We start from the raw sequence: 17,551 nt of genomic DNA, 5'->3' as shown, positions 1-17,551 counted from the left end.
CGTTCATATCGTCTTCGAGTAGCGCAGCGGTTGCGGACCGTCGGCGCGCGGCAGGTTCAGGTAGCGGTCGAACACCATGCAGATATTGCGTATCAGCAGGCGGCCTTTCGGCGTCACGGTGATCCATTCCGGATCGATCTCCACCAGGCCGTCGTCCTCGAAGGCTTGCAGTTTTTCCAGCTCGGCCGCGAAGTACTGCTGGAAGCGGATCGGATAGGCCTGCTCGATCGAAGCGATCGACAATTCGAAATTGCACATCAGCTTCTGGATCACGATGCGGCGCAGCAGGTCGTCGGTGTCGAGCTTGATGCCGCGCGTGACCGGCAGCTTGCCCTCGTCGAGTTTTTCGTAGTACGCCTCCAGCGTTTTCTCGTTCTGGCTGTAGGTGGCGCCGACCGCACTGATGGCCGACACGCCGCAGGAAATCAGCTCGGCCTCGGCGCGCGTCGAATAGCCCTGGAAGTTGCGCTGCAAACGGCCCTGGCGCTGCGCCACCGCCAGCTCGTCCTCCGGCTTGGCGAAGTGGTCCATGCCGATGTAGACGTAGCCGGCCGCGCACAAACGGCGGATGCACAGCGCCAGCAAGTCCAGCTTGACGGCCGGCGTCGGCAGGTCGGCGTCGGCGATGCGGCGCTGCGGCTTGAACAGGTGCGGCATGTGGGCATAGTTGTACAGCGCGATGCGGTCGGGATCGGCGGCGATCACCTTGTCCAGCGTTTGCTCCATGCTGGCCATGGTCTGTTTCGGCAGGCCGTAGATCAGGTCGATGCTGATGGAGCGGAAGCCGGCGTCGCGCGCGGCCTCCATCACGGCGCGGGTTTCCGCCTCCGGCTGGATGCGGTTGACGGCCTTCTGCACCTCGGGATCGAAATCCTGCACGCCCAGGCTGATGCGGTTGAAGCCTTGCGCGCGCAGCGAGTGCACCCGTTCGACGCTGACGGTGCGCGGATCGATCTCGATCGAATACTCGCCCTGCGCATCCGGCGCGAACTGGAAGTTGGCGTGCAGGTGGGCCATCAGGTCGCCCATCTGGCGGTCGCTCAGGTAGGTCGGCGTGCCGCCGCCGAAGTGCAGCTGCTCGATCTGGCCCATGCCGGCGAACAGGCGGCCCTGCATGTCGATTTCCTGCTTCAGGTAGCCGAGGTAGGTGGCGGCCTTGCCGTGGTCCTTGGTGACGATCTTGTTGCAGCCGCAGTAGTAGCAGACGGTGTCGCAGAACGGAATGTGGATGTACAAGGACAAAGGCCGCTGGCTGCGGCGCATGCGCAGGCCGGCCACCGCCTCCAGGAACTGGCCGTAGCCGAAATCCTGCTGGAAGCGGTCGGCGGTAGGGTACGAGGTGTAGCGCGGGCCGGACTGGCTCAGCTTGCCGATGATGGCGGCGTCGAATTCGACGTTGGGGAATGCGCCGCCGGTGTGGTTCTCAGTGGTATTCATTGTCAGGCCGCGAGGCGTTTCATGGTTTGGGGTTGACGGGCCGGCGCGCGCATCGCACGCACCTTGCGGGTGCTGCCGAATTTGAACAGGCTGACCGCCTGCGTCAGGCCGCCCGCTTCCAGCGCCAGGCTGGCGGTGGCGGCGGCCGCTTCCTCGACCAGCGCGGCGTTCTGCTGCGTGACCTGGTCCATGTGGGCAATGGCGGCGTTGACCTGGTCGACGCCGATGCTCTGCTCGCGCGAGGCCACCGTGATTTCCTCCATGATGGACGTCACCTGCTGCACCGAGGCCACCACTTCCTTCATGGTGGCGCCGGCGCGGTCGACCTGCACCATGCCGTCGCTGACCTTGCCGACCGAAACGTTGATCAGGTTCTTGATGTCCTTGGCGGCGGTGGCGCTGCGCTGGGCCAGGTTGCGCACCTCGCCGGCGACGACCGCGAAGCCGCGCCCCTGTTCGCCGGCGCGGGCCGCTTCGACCGCCGCGTTCAGCGCCAGGATGTTGGTCTGGAAGGCGATCCCTTCGATCAGGCCGATGATGTCGACGATCTGGCGCGACGAGCTGTTGATCTCGTCCATGGTGGCGATGACGTCGGCGACGATCGCGCCGCCCTGCACCGCGACGTTGGAGGCGTTCTGCGCCAGCTGGTTGGCCTGTGCCGAATTGTCGGCGTTCTGCTTGACGGTGGCCGAGAACTGCTCGACGCTGGAGGCGGTCTCCTCCAGGCTGGCGGCCTGCGCCTCGGTGCGGCCGGACAGGTCGGCGTTGCCGGCGGCGATCTGGCGCGTGGCCACGGCCATGGTCTCGACGTTGGTGCGGACGTCGCGGATGGTGGCGATCAGGTTGCTGTTCATTTGCTGCAGGGCGCGCAGCAGCTGGCCCACTTCGTCGGTGGCCTCGGTGTCGAACGAGCACGACAGGTCGCCGGCGGCGATCGAGCGGGCGCCGTGCAGTGCGCGCTCGAGCGGTTGCAGCACCGAGGAACGCATGGTGTACCACAGGAAGACGTTGATCAGCAGGCCGGCGAAGGTGGCGCCGAAGATGGCGTAGTTGTGGCCGCCGCTACCGCCCATCAGCGCGGCCGCGCAGACGATCACCTGCAGCACGTTGACCACGCTGGTCGCCAGCCAGATGCGCATCGCCAGCGACACATGGCCCAGGCGCGACAGCAGCGTGCCGGCGCCGGAGTGGATCACCTGGCCGTTCTTGATGCGGATGCCGTGCTTGCCGCCTTCGCGCATGGCGCGGTAGGCCTGTTCGGCTTTTTCGATCTGGCCGCGCTCGGCCTTGACCCGCACCGACATGTAGCCGGTGGTCTTGCCGGCGTCGCGGATCGGCGTGACGTTGGCGCGCACCCAGTAGTAGTCGCCGTTCTTGCAGCGGTTCTTGACGATGCCGGTCCACGGCGTGCCGCCCTTGATCGAGTCCCACAGGTCGGCGAAGGCTTCGGCCGGCATGTCGGGATGGCGCACGATGTTTTGCGGCGCGCCCAGCAGCTCCGCCTCGCTGAATCCGCTGACGTGCGTGAAATAGGGATTTACATAAACAATATTGCCATTTAAGTCAGTTTTTGAGACGATGGCCTGGTCGTCCAGGACTTCCACTTCACGGTTGCTGACGGGCTGGTTGTTGCGCATGTTGGGACTCCGATCGATTTATTGCTCTATCGCAATTGACCCGTCCAGTTTACGTAGTCCGACCCGCAATTTTATTGATATGGATCAAAATTCCCCGGATTGGGATAGCAAAGGAAATCATGGAACTGCAACGCCCCATAGGGATTTTTGATGCCGGCATCGGCAGCTACGCCATCGTCGAACGCGTGCGGGCCGCATTCCCGGCGCAGGACATCGTGTATTTCGCCGACCGCGCCAGTTTTCCCTACGGTGCCAAAACGCCGCAGCAGTTGCTGAGTTCGGTACAAAGTGCTACCGAATATTTGCAGGCGCAGGGTTGCGTGGCGGTGGTGCTGGCGTCCAACGCGCCCAGCGTGGTGGTGCTGGAGCCGCTGCGGGCGGCGGTGTCGGTGCCGGTGATCGGCATCTTCCCGCCGGTGGCGGAGGCGGTGCGGCGCTCGGCCTCCGGCCAGGTGGCGGTGCTGGGCGTGCGGGCTATGGTGGGCAGCGCCGCCATGCAAGCCTATGCCGACGCCCATCGCGGCGACGCCGAGGTACTGCTGGTGAACGCCTCGGCGCTGGTGGAGCTTGTGGAAAACTTCGCCTTTGTCCACAGGCCGCAGGAAACCCAGGCCGCCATCAGCGCCTTCATCGCCGAATTGCGCGCCGTCCATCCGCAGGTGGACGTGATGACGATGTCGTCCACCCACCTGCCATGGCTCAAGCCTTTTTTTGTAGCGGCCGCGCCGGATGTGCAATTCCTCGATCCGGCCGACAGCGTGCTGGCGGAACTGGCGCCCCACACCAGCGCCGGCGGCGGCCGCACGCGCTGCGTGGCCACCGCCAGCGCCGAACTGAGCCTGGATGATTTCAACACCGCGCTGCGGGCGCTGGGCACGCCCTTGCAGGCCGAGCTGGCGGCCTAGGCGTCTAGGCGGTCAGCGGGCGCAGCGTGCCGACCGCGTAGCCCTGGGCATAGTCCAGGCCCAGTTCGCGCACCACGGCCAGGGTCGGCTCGTCCTCGACGTATTCGGCCACGGTGCAGATGCCCATCACGTGGCCGACCTCGTTGATCGCCTTGACCATGGCGCGGTTGATGGCGTTGTTGGCGATGTCGCGGATGAACACGCCGTCGATCTTGAGGAAGTCCACCGGCAGCGCCTTCAGGTAGGCGAACGAGGACAGGCCGCTGCCGAAGTCGTCGAGCGAAAAGCGGCAGCCCAGCGCCTTCAGCCCGGCCATGAAATCCTGCGCCTTGATCAGGTTGGCGATCACGGCGGTCTCGGTGATTTCAAAGCAGATCTGTTCGGGCGCGATGGCGTGTTCGGCGAACTGCTCGATGATGTAGTCGTGCAGGCCCTCGTCGCTCAGCGAGGCGCCCGACAGGTTGACCGAGTACTGGGCCGGCGCCGCCGAGTGGTCTGCCGGGCTGTCGCGCGTGCGCTGCACGTAGCGGCAGACGGCGCGTATCACCCAGCGGTCGATCGCCGTCATCATGTCGTAGCGCTCGGCGGCGGGGATGAAGGCGCCCGGCAGGATCAGATCGCCCTTGGCGGGCTGGATGCGGATCAGCACTTCGTCGTGCATCTCCTCGTGCCGGCCGAGGCCGACGATGGGCTGGGCGTACAGCCGGAAGTACTGGTGCTCGAAGGCTTCGTTCAGGCGCGACACCCACTGCATCTCGCCCTGGCGGCGCGCCAGCCGCAAGTCCGAGTCCTGGTACAGGTGCACGCGGTTGCGGCCGCGCTCCTTGGCCAGGTAGCACGCCTGGTCGGCGGCGATCAGCAGCTCGGTCATGGACTTGCTGTGGTGGTTGATCTCGACCAGGCCGATGCTCACGCCCAGCTCGAAGGTGTGGTGGTCCCACACGAAGCGGAAATTCTTGATCGATTGCCGCAGCTGGTCGGCGATCAGCAGCGCCTGGTCGGGCGGGCAGTGCGGCAGCAGCACGCCCAGTTCGTCGCCGCCGAGGCGGGCCAGGATGTCGCTGTCGCGCATCTGCGTTTGCAGCATCTTGGACAGCAGCTGCAGCAGCAGGTCGCCGGCGGCGTGGCCGCAGGTGTCGTTGACGATCTTGAACTGGTCCAGGTCCATGTACAGCAGCGCGTGCACGTGGTGGTCCTGCTTGGCGCTGTGCAGCGCGGCGGCGGTCTGCACTTCGAATTCGCGCCGGTTGATCAGGCCGGTGAGCGTGTCGTGGCTGGCGTTCCACGACAATTGCTTGCTGAGCTTGCGCTCGTGGCTGACGTCGCGGAAGATCACCACCGCGCCCAGCAGCTCGCCGGCGTCGGACCAGATCGGCGCGGCCGATTCCTCCACCGCGATATGCCGCCCCTCGCGCGTGACCAGCTGGTTTTGCGACGACATGCCGATCGCCTGCCTGAGCCGCAGGCATTGCAGCGCCACGTGCTCCGGGATGGGCGCGCCGACATCGCCGATCAGTTTGAGCGTGGTGGAGATATGCATGCCGCGCGCCTGGTCCAGCGTCCAGCCGGTCAGCTGCTCGGCGATGTAGTTCAGGTAGTCGGTTTCGCCGTCGGCGTTGGTGGTGATCACGCCCTCGCCGATCGAGCGCAGCGTGACGGCGGCCAGTTCGCGCTGGCGCGCCGTGGCCTGCTCGGTTTCCTTGCGCTCGGTGATGTCCCAGACGATGCCCAGCGTGCCGATCGGCACATGCTGTTCGTCGCAGAACACGTGGGCCTTGGCGGCCAGCCAGTGGCGGCTGCCGTCCGGCCACAGCACCCGGTATTCGACGTCATAGCCGTTGCGGCGGTCGACCGCATTCTGCATCGTGTCGAGCAACTGGTCGCGGTCTTCGGGAACGACGGATTGCAAAAAAACAAGGAACGGCTGCGTCAGGTCGCCCGCCGGCAAGCCCAGCAGACTGGTGCCGTCGCCCAACCACTTGACCGTGCTGTCGATCACCTTGCCGTCCGACAGCTCGGTATCCCAGATGACCATCCGCGCGGCGTCGAGCGCCATGCGCAGATGTCGCTGAATTTGTTCCATACCTATCCCCCTTCGCTATTGGAGCGCGAAGGCGGGAATGAGTTCCGTGGTTGGCGACGTTTTTTTGTGCCGGCTCAGCCCGGCTCGGAGACGCTGCCGGTCTTGATGGCGGCGACGTCGCGCACGTTTTTCTGCACCGCCACCGCGGCGAACAGGCTGAGCACGAAGGCCATCGCGTAGAAGCCTTTTTCGCTCGGCGCCAGGCGGGCGTTGAACAGGCCCACGCCCAGCAGGCCGACCGCCAGCATCACCGACACCCAGCACAGGCTGAAGTACAGGCCGCTGACCGGAATGCCTTCGCTGCGGTCGCGCACCGATTTTTGCAACGAGACGGCGGCGAACAGGCCGTACATCAGCAAGGTGAAGTAATAGCCTTTTTCGTTCAGTTCCATGGTGGCGTTCCACAGGCCGATCAGGTAGGTCAGCGCGCCGGCGATCAGGGCGACCCAGGAGGCGGCGATGAAGGCGCCGGTGGGGCCGTGGTGGTTGGTATGGGCCATGAGTGCTCCTTGCTGGTGAGGTGGCGCGGCGCCGGTCGGCAGCCGCTGCGCGATCATAGCCAAAGTACCAGTTTTATTTTTTGACTAGCCGCAACAGTTTTCCACCTAGCATCACCAGAGCCAGGGTCAGCGCGCCGGCGACAACGCCGGCCAGCGCGTCCAGGGTGACCGGTGTGGCCCAGGCCAGCAGCGGTCCCACCGTCGGCAGCGTGGCGACCGCTTCGGCGGTGTGGTGGATCACATCGTGGGCGCCGGGCAGGCCGTGGGTCAGGATGCCGCCGCCGACCATGAACATGGCCGCCGTGCCCACCACCGACAACAGCTTCATCAGCTTGGGCGCGGCCGCCAGCAGCAGCCGGCCCAGCGCGCGCACCGCGCTGCCGCCGCGCTGGCTCAGGTAGAGTCCGGCGTCGTCCATCTTGACGATGCCGGCCACGATGCCGTACACGCCCACCGTCATCACCAACGCGATGCCGACCACCACCGTCACCTGTTGCAGGAAGCTGGCCCCGGCCACCGTGCCCAGCGCGATGACGATGATCTCGGCCGAGAGGATGAAGTCGGTGCGGATCGCGCCCTGGATCTTGTCCTTTTCCAGCGCCACCAGGTCGACGTCCGGATCGCTGACGGCGTCGGCCAGTTCGCCCAGGTGCTGGTCTTCCTCGTCCCCGTGCAGCAGCTTGTGGGCGATTTTCTCGAAGCCTTCGAAGCACAGGTACAGGCCGCCGAGCATCAGCAGCGGCGTGATGCCCCACGGCGCGAAGGCGCTGATCGCCAGCGCGGCCGGCACCAGGATGGCCTTGTTCTTCAGCGAGCCGACCGCCACCGCCCACACCACCGGTAGCTCGCGGTCGGCGCGCACGCCGGCCACCTGCTGGGCGTTGAGCGCCAGGTCGTCGCCGAGCACGCCGGCGGTTTTCTTGGCCGCCATCTTGCTCATCAGGGCGACGTCGTCGAGGATGGAGGCGATGTCGTCGATCAGCGCCAGCAGGCTGGTGCCGGCCATTAGCGGTGCTCCTGCGAAGTAGGGGTCATATGGATTCCTTGGTTGATAAGCAATATTAACCGATGACGGGCCGGGCGGCGAGACGCCAACGCCGCTACAATGTGCTTTGCCCCGCAGCACGGTGCTGCGGCTGACCGCACGGGATTATCATGAGCTTCGCCACCTGGATCACCTTTTTCATCGCCGCCTGCATCATCGCCGTCTCGCCCGGCTCGGGCGCGGTGCTGTCGATGTCGCACGGCCTGTCGTTCGGCGTGCGCCGCACCACCGCCACCATTTTCGGCTTGCAGAGCGGCTTGATGCTGATTTTCTTCATCGCAGGCGCCGGCGTCGGCTCGTTGCTGCTGGCTTCGGAAGTGGCGTTCAGCGTGGTCAAGACGGTGGGCGCGCTGTACCTGATTTACCTGGGCCTGAGTCAGTGGCGCGCCAAGGTCAGCGTCAGCGCCCGCCAGGACCGGGCCGAGGTGGTGGTGCCGAGCGCCGGAAAACGCTTCCTGACCGGCTTCCTGACCAACGCGACCAATCCCAAGGGCATTATTTTCATGGTGGCGGTGTTGCCTCAGTTCATAACCCAGGGCGCGCCGCTGCTGCCGCAGTTGCTGATCCTGGCCGCCACCATGTGCTGCATCGACCTGGTGGTGATGCACAGCTACGCTTTCCTGGCCTCGTCCATGCAGCGCTATTTCCGCGACGCCGGCGCCGTCAAGAAGCAGAACCGGGTGTTCGGCGGCCTGCTGATGGCGGTCGGCGCGGCCTTGTTCTTCGTCAAGCGGGGCGGCGCAAGTGCCTGATTTGCCTCAGATGTGTAACGCGGTGTAAGCCCGGTAGTCGAATTTCTTGCCGCGGCGTTAAATGATAAATATACAAGGAGACGCCGCCATGAGCCGCAAGTTGATCCAAATCGCCGTGCTGGCCGCCCTGGCCGGCTTCAGTTCGTTCGCACTGGCGGACCCGCCCGCCATGGTCGGCCGCATTTCTGCCGTGCAGGGCCAGGTCACGCTGGTCGGCGACGACGAGCCCATGGCCGCGTCGCTGAACTGGCCGGTGACCGGCGCCAGCCACCTGACCACCGCCAGCGGCGCCCGCACCGAATTCCGCGTCGGTTCGACGGCGGTGCGGCTCGATGGCGATTCCGACCTGGAAATCATCGACCTGGACGACGAGCTGCTGCACCTGCGCCTGAATTACGGCAGCGTCAGCATCCGCGTGCGTAGCCCGGAGCTGCTGCGCGATTTCGAACTGAGCACGCCGCAGGCGCGCATCACCCTGCTCGAACCCGGCCTGCTGCGGGTCGATGCCGAGCGCGTCGCCGACACCAGCCAGATCAGCGTGCTGGCCGGCAGCGCCCGGGTGGACGGCGCTGGTTCGTCGGTGACGGTCAGCCCCGGCCGCCATGTCGACGTCAGCAGCGTCGACGTCAGCACCAGCGTGGCGCGGCGCGACGGCTTCGATGTCTGGGCCGACGAGCGCGACCGCGCCGCCGAGGCCGTGGTGAGCAGCCGTTTTGTCTCCACCGGCATGACCGGCTACGAGGAGCTCGACCGCAACGGCAGCTGGACCGAGAGCGTCGAATACGGCGCCTTGTGGACTCCGCGCAATGTGGCGATCGACTGGGCGCCCTACCGCGACGGCCGCTGGATCTGGCTGGCGCCGTGGGGCTGGACCTGGGTCGACAACGCGCCGTGGGGTTACGCGCCCTCGCATTACGGGCGCTGGGTGATGGTCAACCGTCGCTGGTGCTGGGCGCCGGGACGGCCTGCCGGGCGTCCGGTGTGGGCGCCGGCGCTGGTGGGCTGGGTCGGCGGCGAGCATTTCTCGCGCGACCACCGGCCGGGCTTGGGCTGGTTCCCGCTGTCGCCGCGCGAACGTTATGTGCCGAATTACCGGGTGTCGTCCGATCACGAGCGGCGCCTGGGCTGGACCCACAACGGCAAGCCTTTCGAGCCGCGCACGAACGTGCCCGGCCAGGTGGAGCGGCGCGACGGCCTGACCGTGCTGCCGCGCGATCAGTTTGAAGGCCGCCATCGCAGCGTGCAGGTGCCGCGCGGCCAGCAGGTGATACCGGCGGCCAATCTGGCGGCGAGCGCCGCGCCGGTGGCGCCGCCGCAGCCGTCGGTCGTGCGCACGCTGGACACCAACCGCCGCGGCTGGCAAGACCGCGACCATGACGGCCGCCCGGATCGCCCGGTGCGGGTGTTGACCGCGCCGTCCGTGCCGCAGCCGGCGCCGTCCGTGCAGCCGGGACGGACGCAGACCACGACGTTGGCGCCGGGGCAGTTCGGCCATCCGGACGCGCCGCCGCAAACCATCCAGCCGGGCGATGTGCGCATCGATGTGCGGCCGTACGGCCGGCCGGGCCAGACGCCGGGCACGCCGCATATCCAGCAAGCCAATCCGGTGCTGGCGCCGGCGCCGACGATCCAGCAGGCCAATCCGCCGATCACGGTGACGCCGAATATCCAGAAAGCCAATCCGCCGATCACGGCGGCGCCGATCGCGGCGCCCACCGTGCCGACACCGTTCCCGGCCAACCGGGAGCGTTACGAGCGCGAGCGGGACGATAATCGTCGTCCGTACCGGCAGCAGGAAGAGCGGCGCCCGCTGCAGCAACCGCAGCAGCAAATCCAGCCGCAGCAGCAAATCCAGCCGCAGCAGCAAATTCAGCAACCACCCCAGCAGCAGGCGCCGCAAGTGCAGCAGCAGCCGATACAGCCGCCGCGCCAGCAGCCGCAAGCCCAACCACAGGCGCAGCCGCAACAACAACAACGGGAAAACCGCGACAAGCAGCAGGAGCGCCGCAAGGAGGAAGGCAACAAGGACCGTGGCGACAGCCGGCATCAAAACCGCGAGTAACCGCCTGCTCCGGGAAATAGGTCGTTCAGGGAGCCAAAACAGCAGTTCATCACATTTGGATGGACTTTATCTATCGCAATGTATAACGTTGCAATATTGATAAACCGGTGGGAAGCGTGAGAACAAGGATGGCAGCATCCGCCACGCAGGACCGTCGAGACTGTTCCCCTTTGCCCCAACTATTTTCCGGATTTTTCCCAATTTCCGATCAGAGAATAGTTTTTCGCCAGCCCTCGGGCTGGCTTTTTTTTTGCGCGGCGCTTAGCCCTGCTCCGCCTTCAGACGCAGCCGCGCCCGCCATTCGCCCAGCGCCGACAGCGCGCCCTGGAATTCGCGCTCGATCAGGTCCGCCTCCGCCGCCGTGACCTTGCCGTCCAGCAGTGCGGTCGATACCGCCTCGGCCACCGCCCCCACCTGGCTCATCACCTTGCACACGGTTTGCGACAGGTCGTCGTCGCCGATCTTTTCCGGAGACGGCACCACGAAGGCCGCCATGCCGTGGCGCACCAGCAGCGCGTGCAGCGGCAGGTGGGCGTCGGCCACGCCGGCCTTGTGGCACAGGTCCACCACCGCCGAGACTTCCTCGAACGACGGGTAGTGCGAGGCGATGGTCGGCGCCAGCTTGTTGCGCAGGACGTTGACCGAGATGCCCATCGCCTGCGCCAGCGCTTCGATGCCGCCGGGATAGCTGCGCGCCACTTTGTAGAGCGCGTCGTGTTGATTCATGTCGAGGTATTTGCGTGTCATGGTGAAGCGAGCCTTTTATTACCGATGCAGTCGCCGACGCGCGGCGCTATGCTGATTTTCATTCAACTTCTTTGCGAAACGACATCATGAAGTCCTTCCATACTGCACTGTTATTGACGCTGTGCCTTGCGCTAGGCGCCGATGGGCTGGCGGAGGCGCGTACGTCTTCACATTCTGGCACATCGTCGTCGTATAAAAGTGGATTTTCTTCACAAAAGAGCAACTCCACGCGGAGCTCGCCGGTCGCGCCGCCGGCCAACCGCCAGAGCGGTCCCGGCGCTTTCGGCAAGGCGCCCGGCTCGCCGGCCTCGGCCACGCCGCGCAACACCTCGGCCGCCTCGCGCGACCTGGACCAGAGCGCGGCCCAGGCCAACGCGCTGAAAACGCTGGACGCCCGCCGCGCCGCCGCCGCCGCGCCAACCACGCCGCCGCTAAACGATACGGTTTCCCGGCCGCAGCCGTCGCCGGTGTATCAGGCGCCGCCGGTGTACCAGCAGGCGCCGATCATCGTGCAGCAGCCAAGTAGCGGCCTGATGCATGGCGTGCTGGGCTTCATGCTGGGCCGGGCGATGAGCCAGAGCCATCAGCCGGTGTCGTATCCGACCGCGACGACGCCCGCCGCCGGCCCGGCACCGGTCCCGGCAGACAGCAGCGCCGCCCAGGCCGGCATGGTCAACGGTATGCCGGGACTGGGTGATCCGGTCCCGGCCGCCCGAGTCCCAGCCCCTGCGCCGTCTTTCCTGGCCACGGTGGCGCGCTGGCTGGTCTGGCTGGGCGTGTTGAGCGTGATGGTGTGGGCGCTGGTGTACACGGTGCGCAAGCTGCGCCGCCTGCGGTCCGGCAATGCAACGAATTATTCATTTGAGAGGAATTGAGATGGGCTGGTCGGATGCATACAACTACCTGCGCAATGGCGCGGCCAAGCTGGGCGGGGCCGAGGCGCCGCGCACGGATCAGGGCTTGCCGCTGGGGGCGCGCATCGGCAGCGTGATCCAAATGCAGCAGTCGCCGCTGCTGCGCGCGGCCGGCGACGGTTCGCTGATCGCGCTGCCGGACGCGGGCGACACCCGCATCGTGGCGGTGTCGCAGATCCGGCTCAAGCAGAGCGGCGGACTGTACCGCTACTACCTGGACACCGGCGACCAGGATGCGAAGGAAAAATTCCTGCAGGTGTACCAGGACGCCCAGGGCCAAGTGGCCGAGGTGATGTATTGCACCCAGCTGGCCCGCGTGATCCCGGAAACGGTGGAAGACCAGGAAGCCTACATGGGCCTGGCCGGCGCCGGCCTGGGCGACCGCAGCTACACGCTGTGGCGCGAGCAGCTGGGCGATGTCGGGCTGGACGAGGCTGACCTCGACCTGGTGTTCGGCGAGCGCGACGGCGTCGACTACCGGCGCGACGCCGGCGACCCGAACGCCGAGTTCGTCACGCCGTTCTCCGGCACCGAAACCCGGCTGGACGACGCCAGCGGCCGCACCGGCCTGCGCCAGGAAATGTACTTCATGCCGTATGTGCGCGAACTGCGCGGCGGCGGCAACGAATATTTGCTGATCACGACTGAAATCATCAGCAGCGTGAACGGCGATGCATCAAAACGCGGGATCCATGTCGACTTCGTCATTGGCATCCCGGTTGAGCAGCAACGCGTCGTTATCCAATGACGCGCAACTTTTTAAGGACGACTGACATGAGCAACTTGAATGGCTGGGGTTTGACCGCGCGCCTGATTTCCAAACATTTTGGCGCGCTGGGCGACCGTGTTTCCGAAGCGATCGCCAATTTTGATCCGGAAACGGCCACCGAGGCCGACCGCGACCGGCTGGCCGACAGCCTACGCCTGACCGCGCAAAAACTGGCCGCCGCCCGCAGCTCCTTCGACAAGGAAGCGGCCGACGTGGTCAAGCTGCGCCAGCTGATCGCCACCGACGAGCAGGCGGCCGGGACCCTGGCCGACCGCCTGGCCGCCGGCAAGATTTCGGAAGCGACCATCACCCTGTTCTGCGACGAGCTGGAAGGTAACAAGGCGCGCATGCCGCAGGAATTGCAGGAGGAAGCCGACGCCCGCCAGTACATGGAGGAACTGCAAACCATCGTCGACGCGCTGTCCAAGCAGCTGGCAGACTTCGATTCGGCGGCGAAGAAGGCGATGCAGGCGCTGGCCTCGGCCCGCGCCCAGCAGGATTTGCAGAACCTGCGCGCCGAGCGCCAGAGCCAGCTGGCCGGGCTATCCGGCATGCGCGGCAATTCCAGCGCGCTGAACGCGCTGACTCGTCGCGCCCAGGCCATCAGCAACGAGGCGGCCGGCATGAAGATCGTCACCGACATCGGCCAGCGTCCGTACGAGCAGGCCGCCGAGCTGGAGGCGATCCGCAAGTCGGTCAGCCAGCCTGGCGTCGCCAACGAATCGGCGCTGGCGCGCCTGCAGCGGCTGTCCGGCCAGCAGCCGGCGCAGCTGGCCGCGCCGCAGGAAACGGCCACCTTGGCGCTGGGCAAAGCATAAGCCTGCGCTGAATTGGCTACAATAGAGGCCGGTGGCGTCGCGTTGACGCCGCCGGTTTTCTTTTTTGATTGGAATGAATATGCAAGCGATCCCGCCGTCAGAGTCCCTCATCGAGTATCCGAGCGACTTCCCGATCAAGGTGATGGGCCCGACTCATATCGATTTCGCCCCGACCATCGTGCTGGTGGTGCAAAAGCACGACAAGGATTTCCATGAAGGCAAAATGGAAGTGCGTCCTTCGCCCAAGGGCAATTACACCGGCCTGACCGTGACCATCCGCGCCATCAGCCGCGAGCAGCTCGACGCCCTGTATAACGAGCTGTCGGCTCACCCTATGGTGAAGATTGTGATGTAAATCAGGCTTGCTGGCGCTGGAAGACGGCGATCTCTTCCAGCAGCCAGTCGCGGAACGCCTGCACCTGCGGCCTGCCGGCCGCGCCGGGCGGCGACACGAAAAAGTACTCGTCCGGGCACGGCGTGGCGGTATCGAACAGCCGCAGCAGTTGCCCGGAGGCGATCTCCTGCATCGCCACCACATGGCGCACCAGCGCCACCCCGTTGCCGTCGGCGGCGGAGCGTATCAGCATCGACAAATCCTCGAACATCAAGCCGCCGGACGGCTCGGCCATGTCGACCCCGGCCGCGCGCAGCCACGGTGACCATGGCTCCACCGAGCGCAGCAGCGTGTGCTGGCGCAGCTCGTGCGGCGTGGCAGGTTGCTGCCCGCCTCGATAGTGGGGACTCACTACGGGATAGTAGACATCGCCCATCAAGCGCTGCACCACCAGCCCTGGATAGTTGCCGCGTCCGAAGCGGATGCCGACATCGATGCCGTCGCGCGCCAGATCCTGCAGCTGGCCGCTCGATTGCAGCACCACTTCGATATCCGGATACAGGTCGATAAACCGGCCCAGCCGGGGCGCCAGCCAGCGCGCGGCAAACGATGGAATCGATGAAATCGTCAGCCGCTGGTTGACGCTGGAGGCCCGCATGGCGTCGGCCGCGGCGGTGATATCGGCGAAGGACTTGCCTAAAAACTGGGCAAACTTCAGCGCATCGCTAGTTATTTTCACCTGTCGGCCGTGGCGCACGAACAGCGGCCGGCCCAATTCCTCCTCCAAAGCGCGCACCTGGTGGCTGATCGCGCCATGCGTCAGGTGCAACTCTTCCGCCGCCCGCGAGAAGTTCTCGTGGCGTGCCGCCGCCTCGAAGGCGCGCAGTGCGGAAAAATTGGGCAGGCGGCGGCTGGCGCTCATCAGGTCGGCATGCTGTGGATAACTATGTGAATAAAATTAGCTAGAATCACGAAAATATAACGTTATACAGGCGCTACGGCAAGGCTTACCATGTGAATAAATCTACTCTAGCCGGAGCCATCATGCCTTTTGAACTGTACGTCGACAGCCTTTTTACCAGTCCCTACGCCATGTCGGCCTTTGTCGCGCTGACCGAAAAAGGCTTGCCGTTCACCGTCAAGACCGTGGACCTGGAAGCCGGCCAGCAAAAACACAGCGCCTACACGGCGCGCGCGCTGACCGCCCGGGTGCCGGCGCTGGTCGAGGGTGAGTTTGTGCTGACCGAGTCGACCGCGATCACCGAATACCTGGAAGAGAGCTTCCCGGCGCCGGAATACATCGCCCTGTACCCGAAAGACCGGCGCCAGCGCGCCCAGGCGCGGCAGATCCAGGCCTGGCTGCGCAGCGACCTGTTGCCGGTGCGCGCCGAGCGGGATACGGAAACTGTATTTTTTGGCAAGGCTTGCCAGCCGTTGACGGAGGCCGGCCAGGCCGCCGCCGACAAACTGATCCACGCCGCCAGCCAGCTGGTACAGGAAGGCCGCCCCAACCTGTTCGACAGCTGGTCGCTGGCCGACGTCGACTTGGCGCTGATGCTGAACCGCCTGATCCTGAACGGCGACGCGGTGCCGCAAAAGCTCAAGGACTACGCCGCCGGCCAGTGGCAACGGCCGTCCATCCAGCAGTGGCTGGAGCGTCACCAGCCTGGTTAACCCCGCAAGCCTGGGGTCTGACCCCGTGGGGTCAGACCCCGACCGGTTGCGGGTTCCAGCCCCGATCGGCGGGCTGATTTATAATGGCGGCATGACGTCTCCTACCCCAACCGAGCCGGCGCTGATACGCCACCTCGGCCTCGCCGACTACGACAGCACTTTCGCCGCGATGCGCGCCTTCACCGACGCGCGCACCCCGGACACCCGCGACGAACTGTGGATCGTCGAGCATCCGCCCGTGTTCACGCTGGGCCTGGGCGCCGACCGCGGCCACCTGCTGGCGGGCGCGGACTCGATCCCGGTGGTGCAGACCGACCGCGGCGGCGAAGTCACCTTCCACGGCCCCGGCCAGGTGGTGATCTACATGCTGATGGACCTGCGCCGCAACAAGCCGGGCGGCAAGCTGTACGCCCGGCAATTCGTCAATAAAATCGAGCAGGCGATCATCAACGTCTTAGGCGCGTATAATCTCGTCGGTGAGCGCGTTGACGGCGCGCCGGGCATCTACATGGCCGGCGGACCGAAACAAGGCGCCAAAATCGCCGCGCTCGGCTTGAAAGTGCGCGGCAACGGTTGCACCTATCATGGGCTGTCGCTGAATGTGGCGATGGATCTGGCCCCGTTTTCCTGGATTAATCCTTGCGGCTATGCCGGGCTGGAAACAGTCGATATGCGCACCGTCGGCGCGACCGCCGTGTTGTCCGACGTGCAACAACAACTGGCCGATGAGCTGATCAGCGTGCTGGCGCATGTGGCCGAACCCGCAGTACACGAATAACCAAACTTTGCCCGCGAGGGCACGCAGCCAAATGACTTCTGAAACCACCACCAGCGTTGCCCCGGCTTACAACCCAAGCGAAAAGCAAAAAGGCGCCAGCAAGACCGCGCGCATCCCGATCAAGATCGTGCCGATCGAACAGGTCGAGCGCCTGAAAAAGCCGGACTGGATCCGCGTCAAGGCGGCCTCGGCGTCGACCCGTTTCTACGAGATCAAGGACATCCTGCGCGAGAACAAGCTGGTGACCGTGTGCGAAGAAGCGAGCTGCCCGAACATCGGCGAATGCTTCGGCAAGGGCACCGCGACCTTCATGATCATGGGCGACAAGTGCACCCGCCGCTGCCCGTTCTGCGACGTCGGCCACGGCCGTCCGGATCCGCTGGACAAGGAAGAGCCGGCCAACCTGTCGAAGACCATCGCCGAGCTGCGCCTGAGCTACGTGGTGATCACCTCGGTCGACCGCGACGATCTGCGTGACGGCGGCGCCGGCCACTTCGTCGAGTGCATCCAGAACACCCGCGCGCTGTCGCCGAAGACCCAGATCGAAGTGCTGGTGCCGGACTTCCGCGGCCGCCTGCAAAAAGCGCTGGACATCTTCAAGGACGGCCTGCCGGACGTGATGAACCACAACCTGGAAACCGTGCCGCGCCTGTACAAGGAAGCACGTCCGGGTTCGGACTACATGCACTCCCTGCAGCTGCTGAAGGAATTCAAGGACCTGTACCCTGCGGTGAAGACCAAGTCCGGCATCATGGTCGGCCTGGGCGAGACCGACGAAGAGATCCTGCAAGTGATGCGCGACATGCGCGAGCACAACATCGACATGCTGACTATCGGCCAATACCTGGCGCCGTCGAACAGCCACCTGCCGGTGCGCCGCTACGTGCACCCGGACGTGTTCAAGATGTTCGAAGCCGAAGCCTACAAAATGGGCTTCAAGCACGCCGCCGTCGGCGCCATGGTCCGCAGCTCGTACCACGCGGACGAGCAGGCGCACAACGTGCTGGCTGCTGTGTAAAATTCAGCAAGGCCGAAAGAAGCAAGCCCTCGCAAGACGGTTTGCTTTTTTTTCGTTGATCGATATCAGAGGATAGTT

The 17,551-nt window shown here is 65.5% G+C and carries 17 protein-coding genes; 10 read left to right on the top strand and 7 right to left on the bottom strand.

Features of this window, described 5'->3' with window-relative positions:
- Positions 1–3: 3 nt before the first annotated feature.
- Both hemN and RUGAMON1_RS15285 read right to left on the bottom strand, forming a co-directional pair.
- Entirely contained in the window at positions 4–1,437 is a 1,434-nt protein-coding gene (hemN, locus tag RUGAMON1_RS15290; RefSeq protein ID WP_445231307.1) for an oxygen-independent coproporphyrinogen III oxidase, read from the bottom strand.
- Positions 1,438–1,439: 2 nt separating this feature from the next.
- Complete coding sequence (locus RUGAMON1_RS15285) at positions 1,440–3,074, bottom strand: methyl-accepting chemotaxis protein (protein ID WP_445231306.1); 1,635 nt, start codon at positions 3,072–3,074, stop codon at positions 1,440–1,442.
- Between the two features lie 119 nt (positions 3,075–3,193).
- On the opposite strand from RUGAMON1_RS15285, the gene RUGAMON1_RS15280 reads away from it, so the two are divergent.
- Positions 3,194–3,979: a glutamate racemase gene (locus RUGAMON1_RS15280; protein WP_445231305.1), complete on the top strand. Its 786-nt coding sequence runs from the start codon at positions 3,194–3,196 to the stop codon at positions 3,977–3,979.
- 4 nt (positions 3,980–3,983) lie between these two features.
- Here RUGAMON1_RS15280 and RUGAMON1_RS15275 read toward each other — a convergent pair whose 3' ends face one another.
- The 3 genes from RUGAMON1_RS15275 to RUGAMON1_RS15265 form a co-directional block, all read right to left on the bottom strand.
- Complete coding sequence (locus RUGAMON1_RS15275; RefSeq protein WP_445231304.1) at positions 3,984–6,062, bottom strand: EAL domain-containing protein; 2,079 nt, start codon at positions 6,060–6,062, stop codon at positions 3,984–3,986.
- A 74-nt stretch (positions 6,063–6,136) separates the two neighbouring features.
- Complete coding sequence (yiaA, locus tag RUGAMON1_RS15270) at positions 6,137–6,562, bottom strand: inner membrane protein YiaA (protein ID WP_445231303.1); 426 nt, start codon at positions 6,560–6,562, stop codon at positions 6,137–6,139.
- 73 nt (positions 6,563–6,635) lie between these two features.
- On the bottom strand, positions 6,636–7,568 hold the full coding sequence (locus RUGAMON1_RS15265) for a DUF808 domain-containing protein (protein WP_445231302.1): 933 nt from the start codon (positions 7,566–7,568) through the stop codon (positions 6,636–6,638).
- A gap of 149 nt (positions 7,569–7,717) precedes the next feature.
- Between RUGAMON1_RS15265 and RUGAMON1_RS15260 the strand changes: the two genes are divergently transcribed.
- On the top strand, positions 7,718–8,359 hold the full coding sequence (locus RUGAMON1_RS15260) for a LysE family transporter (protein ID WP_445231301.1): 642 nt from the start codon (positions 7,718–7,720) through the stop codon (positions 8,357–8,359).
- A gap of 88 nt (positions 8,360–8,447) precedes the next feature.
- Positions 8,448–10,421, top strand: a complete 1,974-nt coding sequence (locus RUGAMON1_RS15255; protein WP_445231300.1) for a DUF6600 domain-containing protein — start codon at positions 8,448–8,450, stop codon at positions 10,419–10,421.
- Positions 10,422–10,682: 261 nt separating this feature from the next.
- Here the strand turns inward: RUGAMON1_RS15255 and RUGAMON1_RS15250 are convergent, their stop codons facing one another.
- The gene (locus RUGAMON1_RS15250; RefSeq protein ID WP_445231299.1) at positions 10,683–11,168 is read right to left on the bottom strand and encodes a phage regulatory CII family protein; all 486 of its coding nucleotides are present in this window, start codon (positions 11,166–11,168) and stop codon (positions 10,683–10,685) included.
- An 86-nt stretch (positions 11,169–11,254) separates the two neighbouring features.
- Between RUGAMON1_RS15250 and RUGAMON1_RS15245 the strand changes: the two genes are divergently transcribed.
- From RUGAMON1_RS15245 to RUGAMON1_RS15230, 4 genes are all read left to right on the top strand, one after another.
- Positions 11,255–12,043: a hypothetical protein gene (locus RUGAMON1_RS15245; RefSeq protein ID WP_445231298.1), complete on the top strand. Its 789-nt coding sequence runs from the start codon at positions 11,255–11,257 to the stop codon at positions 12,041–12,043.
- Position 12,044: 1 nt separating this feature from the next.
- On the top strand, positions 12,045–12,830 hold the full coding sequence (locus RUGAMON1_RS15240; RefSeq protein ID WP_445231297.1) for a DUF2491 family protein: 786 nt from the start codon (positions 12,045–12,047) through the stop codon (positions 12,828–12,830).
- Between the two features lie 26 nt (positions 12,831–12,856).
- A complete protein-coding gene (locus RUGAMON1_RS15235) occupies positions 12,857–13,669 on the top strand; it encodes a hypothetical protein (protein ID WP_445231296.1) in 813 nt (270 codons plus the stop codon).
- 79 nt (positions 13,670–13,748) lie between these two features.
- The gene (locus tag RUGAMON1_RS15230; protein ID WP_332852632.1) at positions 13,749–14,024 is read left to right on the top strand and encodes a DUF493 family protein; all 276 of its coding nucleotides are present in this window, start codon (positions 13,749–13,751) and stop codon (positions 14,022–14,024) included.
- Between the two features lies 1 nt (position 14,025).
- Here RUGAMON1_RS15230 and RUGAMON1_RS15225 read toward each other — a convergent pair whose 3' ends face one another.
- Positions 14,026–14,925: a transcriptional regulator GcvA gene (locus tag RUGAMON1_RS15225; RefSeq protein ID WP_445231295.1), complete on the bottom strand. Its 900-nt coding sequence runs from the start codon at positions 14,923–14,925 to the stop codon at positions 14,026–14,028.
- A gap of 122 nt (positions 14,926–15,047) precedes the next feature.
- Here RUGAMON1_RS15225 and yfcF point away from each other — a divergent pair, with 122 nt between their 5' ends.
- The 3 genes from yfcF to lipA all read left to right on the top strand — a co-directional run bounded on the left by yfcF (position 15,048) and on the right by lipA (position 17,473).
- Positions 15,048–15,677, top strand: coding sequence for a glutathione transferase (gene yfcF, locus RUGAMON1_RS15220; protein ID WP_445231294.1), 630 nt, complete (start codon positions 15,048–15,050; stop codon positions 15,675–15,677).
- Positions 15,678–15,768: 91 nt separating this feature from the next.
- Positions 15,769–16,455, top strand: a complete 687-nt coding sequence (lipB, locus tag RUGAMON1_RS15215) for a lipoyl(octanoyl) transferase LipB (RefSeq protein WP_445231293.1) — start codon at positions 15,769–15,771, stop codon at positions 16,453–16,455.
- A gap of 31 nt (positions 16,456–16,486) precedes the next feature.
- The gene (lipA, locus tag RUGAMON1_RS15210) at positions 16,487–17,473 is read left to right on the top strand and encodes a lipoyl synthase (protein WP_445231292.1); all 987 of its coding nucleotides are present in this window, start codon (positions 16,487–16,489) and stop codon (positions 17,471–17,473) included.
- Positions 17,474–17,551 lie beyond the last annotated feature (78 nt).

It is taken from the genome of Duganella rhizosphaerae (assembly GCF_040364205.1).
Taxonomy (GTDB): Bacteria; Pseudomonadota; Gammaproteobacteria; order Burkholderiales; family Burkholderiaceae_D; genus Rugamonas; species Rugamonas rhizosphaerae.
This window is presented reverse-complemented; position numbering and strand designations above follow the sequence as displayed.

What these genes read in the sequence shown, in the direction of transcription:
- yiaA (WP_445231303.1), bottom strand. Translation starts at nt 6,562, where the DNA reads ATGGCCCATACCAACCACCACGGCCCCACCGGCGCCTTCATCGCCGCC.
- RUGAMON1_RS15240 (WP_445231297.1), top strand. Translation starts at nt 12,045, where the DNA reads ATGGGCTGGTCGGATGCATACAACTACCTGCGCAATGGCGCGGCCAAG.
- RUGAMON1_RS15250 (WP_445231299.1), bottom strand. Translation starts at nt 11,168, where the DNA reads ATGACACGCAAATACCTCGACATGAATCAACACGACGCGCTCTACAAA.
- RUGAMON1_RS15255 (WP_445231300.1), top strand. Translation starts at nt 8,448, where the DNA reads ATGAGCCGCAAGTTGATCCAAATCGCCGTGCTGGCCGCCCTGGCCGGC.
- RUGAMON1_RS15285 (WP_445231306.1), bottom strand. Translation starts at nt 3,074, where the DNA reads ATGCGCAACAACCAGCCCGTCAGCAACCGTGAAGTGGAAGTCCTGGAC.
- RUGAMON1_RS15280 (WP_445231305.1), top strand. Translation starts at nt 3,194, where the DNA reads ATGGAACTGCAACGCCCCATAGGGATTTTTGATGCCGGCATCGGCAGC.
- RUGAMON1_RS15265 (WP_445231302.1), bottom strand. Translation starts at nt 7,568, where the DNA reads ATGGCCGGCACCAGCCTGCTGGCGCTGATCGACGACATCGCCTCCATC.
- RUGAMON1_RS15275 (WP_445231304.1), bottom strand. Translation starts at nt 6,062, where the DNA reads ATGGAACAAATTCAGCGACATCTGCGCATGGCGCTCGACGCCGCGCGG.
- yfcF (WP_445231294.1), top strand. Translation starts at nt 15,048, where the DNA reads ATGCCTTTTGAACTGTACGTCGACAGCCTTTTTACCAGTCCCTACGCC.
- RUGAMON1_RS15225 (WP_445231295.1), bottom strand. Translation starts at nt 14,925, where the DNA reads ATGAGCGCCAGCCGCCGCCTGCCCAATTTTTCCGCACTGCGCGCCTTC.
- RUGAMON1_RS15260 (WP_445231301.1), top strand. Translation starts at nt 7,718, where the DNA reads ATGAGCTTCGCCACCTGGATCACCTTTTTCATCGCCGCCTGCATCATC.
- RUGAMON1_RS15230 (WP_332852632.1), top strand. Translation starts at nt 13,749, where the DNA reads ATGCAAGCGATCCCGCCGTCAGAGTCCCTCATCGAGTATCCGAGCGAC.
- RUGAMON1_RS15245 (WP_445231298.1), top strand. Translation starts at nt 11,255, where the DNA reads ATGAAGTCCTTCCATACTGCACTGTTATTGACGCTGTGCCTTGCGCTA.
- hemN (WP_445231307.1), bottom strand. Translation starts at nt 1,437, where the DNA reads ATGAATACCACTGAGAACCACACCGGCGGCGCATTCCCCAACGTCGAA.
- lipB (WP_445231293.1), top strand. Translation starts at nt 15,769, where the DNA reads ATGACGTCTCCTACCCCAACCGAGCCGGCGCTGATACGCCACCTCGGC.
- RUGAMON1_RS15235 (WP_445231296.1), top strand. Translation starts at nt 12,857, where the DNA reads ATGAGCAACTTGAATGGCTGGGGTTTGACCGCGCGCCTGATTTCCAAA.
- lipA (WP_445231292.1), top strand. Translation starts at nt 16,487, where the DNA reads ATGACTTCTGAAACCACCACCAGCGTTGCCCCGGCTTACAACCCAAGC.